This is a genomic window from Vibrio ziniensis (assembly GCF_011064285.1).
Lineage (GTDB): Bacteria > Pseudomonadota > Gammaproteobacteria > Enterobacterales > Vibrionaceae > Vibrio > Vibrio ziniensis.
This window is the reverse complement of sequence record NZ_CP049331.1, coordinates 2,542,038-2,554,921: the sequence shown is the minus strand read 5'-3', so window position 1 is coordinate 2,554,921 and position 12,884 is coordinate 2,542,038. Positions and strand designations below refer to the sequence as shown.

Here is a 12,884-nt window from a genome sequence, read left to right as displayed (position 1 = left end):
CGTAGGTTTTTGAAACCTAATAAATTGCTGTATTCGATTTTACGAGGGTTATCTAGCTGCAACTTTATAGCCTTGGGTATAAGATAAGGTCATTATATTTATACTCAGGAGCTGTTATGACTCATTCTTTGACTTGGCACGATGTCATTGGCCTAGAGAAAGAACAAGATTATTTCCAACAAACACTGAAGTTTGTTGAGGCTGAGCGCGCCGCAGGTAAAGTCATTTTCCCACCGGCGAAAGATGTATTTAACGCTTTTCGTCTTACCGAATTCGACGATGTAAAAGTTGTCATTTTAGGGCAGGATCCTTATCACGGCCCCAATCAGGCACATGGCTTGTGTTTCTCTGTTCTACCAGGAGTAAAAACACCGCCTTCTCTGGTAAATATGTATAAAGAGTTGGATCAGGATATCCAAGGGTTCCAGATCCCAAACCACGGCTATTTAAAAAGCTGGGCTGACCAAGGTGTTCTATTACTCAATACTGTTCTAACTGTAGAGCAGGGCAAGGCCCATTCGCATGCTAAGACTGGATGGGAAACATTTACTGACCGTGTGATCGATGCGCTAAACCAACATCGTCAAGGCGTGATATTTCTTCTTTGGGGATCTCATGCTCAGAAAAAAGGTCAGATGATAGATAGAAATAAGCATCACGTGCTTATGGCTCCACATCCATCACCATTATCTGCTCATCGAGGATTCTTAGGTTGTCAGCACTTTTCTCAAACAAATCAGATACTCAAGCAACTAGGCCAAATGCCTATTGATTGGCAGCCAACTCTTGATGCGAATCAATGATGTGGTTAACAATTGCTCGTATTGTTGTTTTTTCGACCAAAATCAAAGCGTGTTAGAAAATCCTTATATAGACTTATTGATACTCAGATAACCTGAAAATACCTGTTGAGTGATTAAAAATTGCCTTCGGGTGCTTAGTTTGAGGTCACACGGGTATCACAGACTGTGTAAGGGAGACGCACAATGATGATTGAAAGAATCAGACGTGAACATGGATACATGACTCGACTGTTAGCTATTTTGCGCGGAAAGTTACAGCTTCTTAAAGACGAACAACCCATAAACTACAGCCTAGTTAAGGAGATTGTGGATTATCTTTCAAGACATTCGGAGAGTATCCATCACCCTAAAGAAGACATTCTTTATCGCCATTACATGCAACACTATGGTGAGCATGAAGAAATTTCTGATCTAGAAAAGGAGCATGCGCTGCTATCTGAAACGACTCATGATTTTTTGAATACAATCGAGATGATCCTAAATGATGCGGTCGTTCCTCAAGATGTGTTTATTAATCAGTTGGAACAGTTCATTTCTTCACAGCGACAACATTTGGAAATGGAAGAGCAATCTGTTTTGCCACTGATCAACCGAACCTTTAGTGTGGCAGATTGGCAGCAAGTGGAATCTATGTGGAACTGCAATGAAGATGATCCTGTCTTTGGTTCAACCATTGCTGAAAGATATGCTCAGCTCGCGCGTCGAGTTCGAAAGAGCGAAACGGAATATAATTAGTCACAGTCTAAAAATAAAAAAGGCGCCCCCAAAAGGCGCCTCTCATATTTATATTTTGAGGTCATCAAGCTCTAGACATACATCCATCTCTAATAACTCTCTTTCCAACCGTTTTCGATCTCGTATTGCTTCTATCTCACGCCACATCCTTTTAGCTGGTTTCACTCTGCTACTCGCGTTTGAGCGAAGTTTCGCGATTTGTGCATCTAACAATTCATCGAAGTGCAAGTCATCCATAAGCAAGCCTCTTTGTGGTTGTCTCCGTTCCTGGAGTTTTTTCTAAATATCATATTTTGATGGACAATAACTATGATTTATTTCTCATTTGTTTCATTGATATTAAATTTTTATGGTTTTCTTCTCGGTGAATAAACTTTTTAGATGCCTTGTTGGTCGTTATTTGACCGTTTGGTTATGGTGTTTCTTATTTATTGATAATCGGATAATGTTAATTAAATGTTTAAATGTCGAGTTTGTAAATCTGTACTGGTTAAAGTTTAATCACTAGGTTTCTAAATGTTTCTCTAAGGATAATTAGAAATGTTATTAAGGTGAGTGTTTAGATTTATAAGGCAGGAGTCCGTTGGAGCGAATTACGATTTATCTGACATTGATAGTGGATTGTTTGTTGTGTTTCTGTAGCTTAATTGTTTTTTATTTGTTTGTTTTGGGGTGAGTTATTGCTTTTTATTGAAGTGAGTTGAATTAAGTTAGGTGATAAGTTTCATATTGATTTTTGACTACCCTGACTGCATCATTCTCGCCCATCAAATTGATACCTAAACTGATTGGGTATCCCCAATTTCCTGAATTGCACATCATAATAAGAGCATTTCGCAGCCCGCGAACGTGTAGCTAAAGTGTTAACTTTTATATTCAGGTCCTAATATTTACTCTACTTAGAGGTTCTTGTGACAGACTTAATTAACCTAATGAACGACCTACTTTGGGGCTCGATACTTGTGTATCTCCTTGTGGGGGTCGGTATCTATTTCACATTGCGTTTAGGCTTTATCCAATTTCGCCATTTTGGTCATATGTTCAGCGTCCTGAAGAATAGCCGTAAAGCGGACACTGCTGGTATTTCCTCTTTCCAAGCACTTTGTACCAGCCTTGCTGCACGTGTCGGCACAGGTAACATGGCGGGTGTTGCCGTTGCACTTACGGTTGGTGGCCCTGGCGCAATTTTCTGGATGTGGATGACCGCTATGCTCGGTATGGCAACGTCATTTGCAGAAAGTACTCTAGCGCAGCTTTACAAGTCTCGTGATAAAGACGGTAACTACCGCGGTGGCCCTGCTTACTACATGGAAAAAGGCTTAGGCATGCGCTGGATGGGTGTGCTTTTCTCTGTTTTCCTAATTATTGCGTTCGGTTTAGTGTTTAACGCAGTCCAGGCAAACTCGATTTCAAATGCAATGAATAATGCATTTGGTTTTGACCCTATGATGGTCGGCGTTGGTATTGTGCTGCTAACAGCGTTCGTTATTTTCGGTGGTATCCGTAAAATTGCCCGTACAGCTGAGCTTATTGTTCCCTTCATGGCGATTGCGTATTTAGCGATTGCGCTAGTCGTTGTGTTTATGAACATCGAGAAAGTACCTGCGGTATTCTCTCTTATCATTAAAAGCGCTTTTGGTTTTGAACAAGCAGCGGCTGGTGGACTTGGCTATGCTATCGCTCAAGCAATGATTAACGGCGTTAAACGTGGTTTGTTCTCCAACGAAGCGGGTATGGGTTCTGCGCCTAACGCTGCGGCCTCAGCAACGCCGTATCCGCCTCATCCAGCATCTCAAGGTTATGTACAAATGTTGGGTGTGTTTGTTGATACCATCGTTATCTGTTCAGCGACAATGGCGATTATCCTTGTTTCTGGTGAGTACGTTCCTCACGGTGAAATTACGGGTATCGAGCTGACTCAACGCGCGTTAAGTTCACAAGTTGGTGATTGGGGTGGAATCTTCATTGCGATGGCGATTTTCTTCTTCGCCTTTACTTCAATCATTGCCAACTACTCCTATGCAGAAACCAACCTAGTTTTCCTTGAGCACAACAATAAGAAAGGCTTGGTGGCATTTCGCCTGATTTTCCTAGCGATGGTGATGTTCGGAGCATTAGCGACTTTGCCTACCGTTTGGGCTATGGCTGACGTTTCAATGGCCTTGATGGCGATTGTGAACTTGATTGCTATTCTGCTTCTATCTGGCACTGTGATTAAGCTTGCTAAAGACTACAACCGCCAATTGGATGCAGGCAAAGTACCGACATTCAATGCCAATGATTATCCTGAATTGAAGTCTCAGCTTGAAGACGGCATTTGGGAACAATCAAATTCTAAGTAGAATATTCCTGGTGACTCGCTACTCATAGATAGTACCGATGTTATAGATTGGAAAAGCCATGCAGACACTGCATGGCTTTTTTTGTAAGCTATGGGTAAAGGTAATAAAAAGCCAGCTCAACAGAATTAACAAGGAAACCTTATGCTTATAGTGGTCTCTCCAGCAAAAACATTGGATTATGAATCGACATTACCAACAACTCGCTATACTCAGCCTGAGTTGACGTCGCATTCCGCAGAACTGATCAAAGTATGTCGCACACTAACACCATCAGATATCGCTGACTTAATGAAAGTGAGCGATAAAATTGCAGGCTTGAACGTTGCGCGATTTGAGCAATGGACAGAAACCTTCACGCCAGATAACTCACGTCCAGCGATTTTTGCATTTAAAGGGGATGTCTATACTGGTTTAGAAGCAGAAACCTTGTCTGAAGATGATTTAGATTACGCACAAACACATCTACGTATGTTGTCTGGTCTATATGGCTTGCTAAAGCCTCTCGATCTTATGCAGCCTTACCGCCTTGAAATGGGCACTAAACTGGGTAATGAGCGTGGCGGCAACTTGTACCAATTCTGGGGCAACATTATTACCGATAAGCTGAATGACGCAATCAATGCTCAAGGCGATAAGGTGCTGATCAATTTGGCTTCCAATGAATATTTCAAAGCGGTAAAACCGAAAACATTAGATGCTCAAGTGATTACACCAGTTTTCAAAGACTGCAAAAACGGCCAATACAAAGTCATTAGCTTCTTTGCTAAAAAAGCACGGGGCATGATGGCGCGATATATTATTGAAAACCGCATTGACTCAGTTAAGCAACTAGAAGCCTTTGACACTGCTGGTTACTACTTCTGTGCCGCAGAATCGACATCAACTGAGCTTGTATTCAAACGAGAAGAACAATAAGGCTATAGATGAGGTTGTTATGTTAACTTGGTTTAAAAAATGGCTGGCACGCTATGACGCTTGGTGTCAAAGAATGGGGTTAACGCCGGATCAAAAGCGTTGCTGCGTTCCTTATCGTGAAGATCCTATTCATGATAAAGAACCGACTCATGGCAAAGACTCTGCTCATGGCAAAGACAGCGATAAATAATAAGCTGCGGCTGTTTGACACCCACTGTCACTTTGATTTTGATGAGTTTGCCTCGTCGTTTTCGGAGCAAATCTCAGCAGCAACGCATGCTCAGGTAGATAAAATCCTTATTCCATCTGTTGGTCTTTCTAATTGGCTGCGAGTGAAAAATCTCGCAGCACAATACCCAGCAACCCTTCGATATGCCCTCGGTTTTCATCCTTATTTTCTTGAACAATTTTCTGATGAACAGTTACAACTGTTAGAAGATGAATTAGCGCTGCGAGAAAGCCCTTGTGTTGCTGTTGGCGAATGTGGGTTAGATTCCATGGTTGAGGCCAATTCATCGCTTCAAGAGCGTGTTTTCATTGCTCAATTATCTATAGCGCAACATGCTCGTCTTCCTATCATTCTGCACAGTCGAAAAACACATAACCGATTACTGCAACTAATCAAACAACAGCGCTTTACACAAGGTGGTGTATTGCATGCTTTTTCAGGTAGTGAACAGCAAGCAAAGCAGTTTATCGATCTTGGATTTAAAATCGGTATAGGCGGAGTGATTACTTACCCTCGAGCGAATAAAACTCGACAAGCTATCAGCCGATTACCGATAGAAGCTTTGGTACTAGAAACCGATGCACCGGATATGCCGTTATGTGGCAGACAAGGTCAAACGAATCATCCCAAATATCTCATTCATGTATTAGAAGAATTGGCTCTACTGAGAGATGAAGACCAAGAGCAACTGGCATCGCAGCTATGGGCAAATAGTCTTGAACTATTTCGCATGAATGATGAATAGTTTTTAGAAGAAGGGAGCGAAATTCGCTCCCTTAATATTCATTTGTTGATGTGATGAAAGATTAAATCACTACTCGCGCTCTTTGGTGTATGGAACACCAATCGCTTTAGGAGCAATTGCTTTACCAATAAACCCAGCCAGTAGGAATACTGTCAATATATAGGGTAACGCTTCAATGGCTTGAACTGGGATTGGGAAATCTCCAATGCTCACACCTTGCAGACGAATAGCTAACGCGTCTAGGAAACCAAACAGCAAACATGCTCCCATCGCTGTGAATGGGCGCCACTTACCAAAAATAAGCGCCGCTAGAGCCATATAACCTTTACCAGCACTCATGTTCGGTATGAACTGCGCTGTTTGACCAACAGAAAGATAAACGCCCGCTAAACCAACTAGTAATCCACAGAGCACCATCGCGCTATAACGCATGCCTGCCACTGAGATACCGGCAGTATCGACTGCCGCTGGTGCATCACCCACAGCTCTTAAACGTAAGCCAAAACGAGTTTTGAACAGCACATACCAAGACAGAGGAACCGCAGCTAAAGCCACATACTCAATAATTGAGTGACCACTGATTAACTCAGAGTAGAGTAGGCCAATTACCGGTGTATCTTGTAGCGCATCCGCACCCGGTAAAGAGATTGGCGCAAAGCGAGCATCACCAGAAAGCGCTGGTGTTTGACCGCCCTGATTAAACCAGTAACGTCCAAGGGTCACAGTTAAGCCTGTCGCCAAAATGTTGATTGCCATGCCGCTCACCACTTGGTCTCCGCGGTGAGTAATCGAAGCAAAGCCATGCAATAGAGCAAGCAGAATAGAGACGAGCACACCCGCACAAACACCTAACCAAGCAGAGCCTGTGATGTACGCTGTTGCTGCACCTGAGAAAGCCGCTGCCAGAAGCTTACCTTCTAGAGCTATGTTTACCACGCCGGAACGCTCACTAAACATACCTGCAAGAGCCGCAAGAATCAGCGGAGTCGCTACACGAATGGTGGCGTCAGCCATTAAAATGATGGTTTCAAACATGATTACGCAACTCCATGTTCTTGTTTGCCAAATAAGCGCAGATAAATGCGTTCAATTGAAGGTTTGAACATGTACTCAAGCGCACCAGAGAAAAGAATGACCAGACCTTGCAGTACAACAACGATGTTACGGTCAACACCATAATCGAAGCTCAGTTCCGCACCACCTTGATACAAGAAGCCAAACAGCAAGCTTGCGAAGACAACACCCACAGGGTGATTTCGTCCCATCAGAGCCACCGCGATACCAGTAAAGCCGAAACCTTCGACGAAGTTAAGCTTGATCTGGTGAAGCTCACCTTGCAGTACGTTAATACCGAAGAAGCCAGCCAACATGCCTGAAAGCAGCATCGTGATGACAACTATCTTGAGATAGTTGATACCCGCGTAAGACGCAGCTGAAGCATTCGCGCCGATAGAACGAATTTCATAGCCCCAACGTGAGTGCCAAATGAAGAGCCAAACAAACACACAGCAAATCAAAGCAAAAATGAAACTGATGTTAAGTGGGCTTGGCGCAACGTTAATACCGAACACCGCGAACAACTCGTGCATTTTCGGCAGCCAACTGCCTTGGGCAAACACGCGACTTTCCGTCGCCATTGTTGTTTCTGGCTTAAGAATATCAACGAGCAGGTAAGCCATCAGAGAAGCAGCGATAAAGTTAAACATGATGGTTGTGATTACGATGTGCGAACCACGTTTTGCCTGTAAATACGCAGGAATAAACACCCAAGCCGCACCAAAAGCACCGCCAGCGATAACCGCGACAGGAAATACTACATACCAAGGAGCGTACTCGCCCAAGGTTAAACAGATTATCCCAACGCCAAGACCACCTATGTATGCCTGACCTTCCACACCGATGTTGAATAGGCCTGCATGGTAAGCCACAGCAACTGCTAGACCAGTGAAGATAAAGCCGGTTGTGTAGTAAAGGGTATATCCGATACCTTCAGCGTAGCCGAAAGCACCTGTCCACATGACTTTGATAGCGTCTAATGGGTTGATATCAATATAAATAAACAATAAAGCTGAAACTAAAAATGCGACTAATACGTTAATCGCCGGTAACAGCGCAATGGTTACCCAAGCGGGCACTTTTGCCTGACTCATGCGGTCTCTCCTTGGGCAATGCTCTCTTTTATGTGGTCTGGAACGATATTCGCCATCATTAGACCTAATGTTTTTTCATCTGCTTGATGAGCTTGCAGCTCACCAACGATTGCGCCATCAAAGACAACCAAGATACGATCTGCAAGACTGAGGATTTCATCCAATTCAACGGAAACTAACAACACAGCTTTGCCAGCATCGCGGCTAGAGATAATTTGTTGGTGGATGTATTCAATCGCACCGATGTCTACACCACGGGTTGGCTGACCGATCAAAAGAACATCTGGGTTTTCTTCCATCTCACGGGCAATAACCAATTTTTGCTGGTTACCACCTGAGAAATTTGCCGTTTTCAGATGGATGTCATTTGGACGAACGTCCCATTTGTCCATGTTCTCTTGGCAAATTCTCGAGATTGCAGCTTTGTCTTGCAGCAAGCCTTTGTTGTATTTCGGTAGATTGTGGTAACCCAAGATATACGCTTCTTGAGCTTCAAATTTGTTGATTAAGCCTTGTTTGTGGCGATCTTCAGGAATATGACCGACACCCATCGCTCTAACCTGTTGAGGATCTGCCGGTTTATCGACGGAGATTGTATGACCATTCAGTTCAAAGCTACCTGAGGTTGGCTTTAAGATGCCAGACAACAGCGATAGGATCTCTGATTGACCGTTACCCGAAACGCCTGCAATGCCGACGAGTTCGCCTGCTCGTACCGAGAAGCTAATATCTTTAACACGTTTAACGCCGCTACGGTCGACATAGCTGAGGTTGTTCACTTTAAGCAGCTCTTTAGCAGGGTTTGCTTCTGATTTATCAACTTTTAAGCGAACTTTACGCCCCACCATAAGCTCGGCAAGCTCTTCACGATTTGTCTCTGAAGTTTTTACATCAGCAACCATTTGGCCTTGGCGCATAACCGAAATGTTATCGGTAATTGCCAGTACTTCGCGCAGTTTATGTGTGATGATGATGACCGTGGTGCCTTGGCTACGGAGTTTATCCAGAATCGCGAATAAGTGATCGGCTTCTTGAGGAGTTAACACGCCAGTGGGTTCATCAAGAATAAGGAGTTTTGCATCGCGGTAAAGTGCTTTAAGGATCTCTACTCGCTGTTGTAAGCCAACAGGTAGGTCACCGACCAATTTATCTAGTGGGACATCTAAGCCATAGTCTTTTTCAATTTGGTGCAGCTTTTTTCTTGCAGCTTTGATGCTGTCTTCTAATTTCCATCCTGACTCTGCGCCAAGAACCACGTTCTCAAGAACCGTAAAAGTATCCACCAACATGAAGTGTTGGTGAACCATGCCGATTCCAGAAGCAATGGCTTCTTGAGAGTTGCTAGGACTGTATGGTTTGCCATCGACAAACATTTCACCTGAGTTTGGGTGATAAAAACCGTAAATGATGCTCATCAAGGTGGATTTACCAGCGCCATTTTCACCGATAATGCCGTGAATCGTACCTGCTGGAACTTTTAAATCGATAGCTTTATTCGCGTGAACGGCACCAAAGCGTTTATCGATTTTTTTAAGCTCGATGGCATAGTTTTGAGATTGCGTCACGTAAAAACTTCCTGAACTAATTAAGGCCATATTCAAGTGGATGCGCTTAAAAAGAACACCCAAATAAAATCATACGCCGCTGAGCAAGCAGCGGCGTATTACATTTCCAAATGGAACGTATTGTATCAACTAAGTGTAGAGGACTGAATTAGTACGCACACTTGTTGTCAGACATGTAGTCGTGAACTTTAATTTTACCTGCGATGATGTCGGCTTTAAGAGTATCCATATAAGCTTTCATTTCGTCAGTGATCAGAGCCTTGTTGTTGTCATCGTATGCCCAGTCAACAGCATTCTCTTTAAGACCTAGAGCTTTGATACCTGGTTTCCAAGTACCGTTCATCTCTTCTTTCCAAGTTTCAACAGAAGCTGCACCAACTAGCTTAACCATTGAAGTAAGCATAGTGCCTGGTTGTAGATGGTTTTGGTTTGAATCAACACCGATAGCCAGTTTGCCTGCATCTTTTGCTGCTTGGTAAACACCTAGGCCAGTACCGCCAGCTGCCGCATAAACAACGTCAACACCTTTAGAGAATTGAGACTTAGCAAGTTCAGAACCTTTTGCAGGGTCAGCAAACGCTGCTGGTGTTGAACCAGTCATGTTTTGTAGAACAGTGATGCTTGGATTGGTGTATTTAGCACCTTGCTCGTAACCACATTGGAATTTGCGGATTAGAGGGATATCCATACCACCAACGAAGCCAACTACGCCTGATTTAGAAGCTTTAGCTGCAAGTGCACCCACAAGGAATGAACCTTCGTGTTCTTTAAAAACAATAGATTGTACGTTTGGCTTATCAACAACTGAGTCAAGAATGGTGAAGTGAATGTCTGGGAACTCAGTTGCTACTTTTTCTACAGCTGACGCCATATTAAAGCCTACTGCAACAATTGGGCTAAAACCGCGGCTTGCAAGACGACGAAGGCCTTGTTCACGTTGAGCCTCGTTTTGAGGTTCAAATTCGCGAACTTCAGTACCTTCCGCAGCCATCACTTTAACACCATTTTGATATACAGCTTCGTTGAACGATTTATCGAATTTACCCGCTGTATCATAAATTACGGCTGGTTTTGCTTCTGCGAAAACGTGAAATGAAGAGATCGCTAAAGCAAGTGCTGAGATTTTTATAATAGATTTTTTCACTGTTATATACCTATGTTGCAATACCACTGTACTAGACGAGAGACTGCTGACCTTTAATTAAAGTTCGAACAAACCCAAAAACAAAATATCAATAGTTTGAATGAATTATTGGTGGGTCAGTTTGATCGAGTATAAGTTTATCGTTTGCGCTGCAAAAAAAAGTCGAATACCTCACACCAAATCACATTTTTTTGTAAAAAAAGGAACCAATTATCCAGAAATGTATGTTTTTTTGTTAATTCCAAGCGTTTACAAGAAACTGTGCTCACCATAATTGTGATAATTGTCACCAAAATAGTGCAAATTAAATGAATGCAGGCTCTGTTCTCCGCTGTTTTCGCAGCGGTTTGCTCAGTAAGCAAATGGCAAGCCAACTTATTGGTGATATGTATTAGATATGTATTAGTAGGGGCATATCTAAATTATACCTCGTTGAATATGGCAACAATTACTAATTTGTAGTGTGGATGAATGAAAAATGTAACATTCAAGTGTGATGGAACGCTCATGTTTTTGTTTGGGGTAAAATCAAAATTTATAGTTAAGTTGGTGGTCAATTGTATCTAATTTGATTCTAAAGTTTATGAACTTGCATTGTTCTTTTGTGAGCAAACGGTTGCAGCATTTTGTCGGGTTTAGACTACAATTTGTTGGCCAGATGTTGGTGTTGAGGTCTCAAATACTCGATTTTGACTGTTTATTGTGATGAGCTTCTTGTTTTTGAATGTAATGTATACATATTACCTAAAAATGCGTGATGCATATATTACTTTTTGCGGTGGGAGATGCGTATAATCGCACCCCGAAAACAACCCAATGTTTAACACGCCAAATTAAACTATAAGGAAGCCATAAACTATGAGTACGTTTATGAGCCTAGTCGGTATGATCGTTCTACTTGCAATCGCAGTACTACTTTCAAATAACCGCAAAGCTATTAATTTAAGAACGGTGGGTGGCGCATTCGCTATCCAATTTGCACTAGGTGCATTTGTACTTTACGTCCCATGGGGCCGCGATCTACTTGCTGGTTTCTCAAATGGCGTATCTAACGTTATTAACTACGGTAATGACGGTACTTCTTTCTTATTCGGTGGTCTTGTTTCTGACAAGATGTTCGAAGTGTTCGGTGGCGGCGGTTTCATCTTCGCTTTCCGTGTTCTTCCAACACTAATTTTCTTCTCTGCACTAATCTCAGTTCTTTACTACCTAGGCATTATGCAATGGGTCATTAAGATTCTGGGTGGTGGTCTACAGAAAGCTCTAGGCACATCTCGCGCAGAATCTATGTCTGCAGCAGCTAACATTTTCGTTGGTCAAACTGAGGCTCCACTAGTTGTTCGCCCATTTGTTCCAAAAATGACTCAATCTGAGCTGTTCGCGGTAATGTGTGGTGGTCTGGCTTCTGTTGCTGGTGGTGTACTTGCAGGTTATGCGTCAATGGGTGTTCCACTAGAGTACCTAGTTGCAGCGTCATTTATGGCGGCACCTGGTGGCCTACTGTTCGCGAAGATCCTATTCCCTGAAGTTGATCAACCTCAAGAGAACATTGAAGACGCTCTTGAAGGTGGTGACGACAAACCAGCTAACGTTATCGACGCAGCAGCTGGCGGTGCAGCAGCAGGTCTACAACTTGCTCTAAACGTTGGTGCAATGCTAATCGCATTCATCGGTTTGATCGCACTTCTAAACGGTATCCTAGGTGGTCTAGGTGGTTGGTTCGGTATGCCTGAGCTAACACTGGAACTTATCCTTGGTTGGGTATTTGCTCCTCTAGCATTCGTTATCGGTGTGCCATGGGAAGAAGCAACAATCGCTGGTTCATTCATCGGTCAAAAGACTGTTGTGAACGAATTCGTTGCTTACCTAAACTTTGTGCCGTACGTAGGTGAAAATGCACAAGTTGTTGCGGCAACGGGGCAAGTAATGTCTGAGAAGACTCAAGCAATCATCTCATTCGCACTATGTGGTTTCGCAAACCTATCTTCTATTGCGATTCTACTAGGTGGTTTAGGTGGCCTAGCTCCGTCTCGTCGTCACGACATCGCTCGTATGGGTATCAAAGCAGTTATTGCTGGTACGCTATCTAACTTGATGGCTGCAACAATTGCTGGCTTCTTTATCTCTTTCTAATTCGATTTAGAGAACGATATATAGACGCCATTTAATCTCACCCCGTAGCAAGAATATTGCTGCGGGGTGTTTTTGCTTTTCAGGGCATGACAAAGAGTGATTTTTTGTAATGGATTGCATTGG

At 43.0% G+C, this 12,884-nt stretch carries 12 protein-coding genes; 7 read left to right on the top strand and 5 right to left on the bottom strand.

The window, feature by feature from the left end; all coding sequences use genetic code 11:
• Window positions 1-116 precede the first annotated feature (116 nt).
• Together ung and G5S32_RS11765 are read left to right on the top strand one after the other, a co-directional pair.
• Complete coding sequence (ung, locus tag G5S32_RS11770; RefSeq protein ID WP_165312188.1) at window positions 117-803, top strand: uracil-DNA glycosylase; 687 nt, start codon at window positions 117-119, stop codon at window positions 801-803.
• Window positions 804-986: 183 nt separating this feature from the next.
• Window positions 987-1,538, top strand: a complete 552-nt coding sequence (locus G5S32_RS11765; protein ID WP_165312187.1) for a hemerythrin domain-containing protein — start codon at window positions 987-989, stop codon at window positions 1,536-1,538.
• A gap of 48 nt (window positions 1,539-1,586) precedes the next feature.
• Here the strand turns inward: G5S32_RS11765 and G5S32_RS11760 are convergent, their stop codons facing one another.
• Complete coding sequence (locus tag G5S32_RS11760; RefSeq protein ID WP_165312186.1) at window positions 1,587-1,775, bottom strand: DUF3545 family protein; 189 nt, start codon at window positions 1,773-1,775, stop codon at window positions 1,587-1,589.
• Between the two features lie 674 nt (window positions 1,776-2,449).
• Here G5S32_RS11760 and G5S32_RS11755 point away from each other — a divergent pair.
• The 4 genes from G5S32_RS11755 to G5S32_RS11740 all read left to right on the top strand — a co-directional run bounded on the left by G5S32_RS11755 (window position 2,450) and on the right by G5S32_RS11740 (window position 5,769).
• The gene (locus G5S32_RS11755) at window positions 2,450-3,880 is read left to right on the top strand and encodes an alanine/glycine:cation symporter family protein (RefSeq protein ID WP_165312185.1); all 1,431 of its coding nucleotides are present in this window, start codon (window positions 2,450-2,452) and stop codon (window positions 3,878-3,880) included.
• A gap of 141 nt (window positions 3,881-4,021) precedes the next feature.
• A complete protein-coding gene (gene yaaA / locus G5S32_RS11750) occupies window positions 4,022-4,795 on the top strand; it encodes a peroxide stress protein YaaA (RefSeq protein WP_165312184.1) in 774 nt (257 codons plus the stop codon).
• Window positions 4,796-4,814: 19 nt separating this feature from the next.
• The gene (locus tag G5S32_RS11745; RefSeq protein ID WP_165312183.1) at window positions 4,815-4,985 is read left to right on the top strand and encodes a DUF5363 family protein; all 171 of its coding nucleotides are present in this window, start codon (window positions 4,815-4,817) and stop codon (window positions 4,983-4,985) included.
• Window positions 4,945-5,769, top strand: a complete 825-nt coding sequence (locus G5S32_RS11740; RefSeq protein ID WP_246201012.1) for a TatD family hydrolase — start codon at window positions 4,945-4,947, stop codon at window positions 5,767-5,769. Before G5S32_RS11745 ends, G5S32_RS11740 begins: the two co-directional genes overlap by 41 nt.
• 69 nt (window positions 5,770-5,838) lie before the next feature.
• Here the strand turns inward: G5S32_RS11740 and G5S32_RS11735 are convergent, their stop codons facing one another.
• The 4 genes from G5S32_RS11735 to G5S32_RS11720 all read right to left on the bottom strand — a co-directional run bounded on the left by G5S32_RS11735 (window position 5,839) and on the right by G5S32_RS11720 (window position 10,628).
• Window positions 5,839-6,804 carry an ABC transporter permease gene (locus G5S32_RS11735; RefSeq protein ID WP_165312182.1) on the bottom strand — a complete coding sequence of 322 codons (966 nt, stop codon included), beginning with the start codon at window positions 6,802-6,804 and terminating at the stop codon, window positions 5,839-5,841.
• A gap of 2 nt (window positions 6,805-6,806) precedes the next feature.
• Complete coding sequence (locus G5S32_RS11730) at window positions 6,807-7,919, bottom strand: ABC transporter permease (protein WP_165312181.1); 1,113 nt, start codon at window positions 7,917-7,919, stop codon at window positions 6,807-6,809.
• The gene (locus G5S32_RS11725) at window positions 7,916-9,514 is read right to left on the bottom strand and encodes an ABC transporter ATP-binding protein (protein ID WP_207621631.1); all 1,599 of its coding nucleotides are present in this window, start codon (window positions 9,512-9,514) and stop codon (window positions 7,916-7,918) included. Before G5S32_RS11725 ends, G5S32_RS11730 begins: the two co-directional genes overlap by 4 nt.
• 118 nt (window positions 9,515-9,632) lie before the next feature.
• The gene (locus tag G5S32_RS11720; protein WP_207621579.1) at window positions 9,633-10,628 is read right to left on the bottom strand and encodes a BMP family lipoprotein; all 996 of its coding nucleotides are present in this window, start codon (window positions 10,626-10,628) and stop codon (window positions 9,633-9,635) included.
• A gap of 858 nt (window positions 10,629-11,486) precedes the next feature.
• Here G5S32_RS11720 and G5S32_RS11715 point away from each other — a divergent pair.
• A complete protein-coding gene (locus G5S32_RS11715; RefSeq protein WP_165312179.1) occupies window positions 11,487-12,761 on the top strand; it encodes a NupC/NupG family nucleoside CNT transporter in 1,275 nt (424 codons plus the stop codon).
• Window positions 12,762-12,884 lie beyond the last annotated feature (123 nt).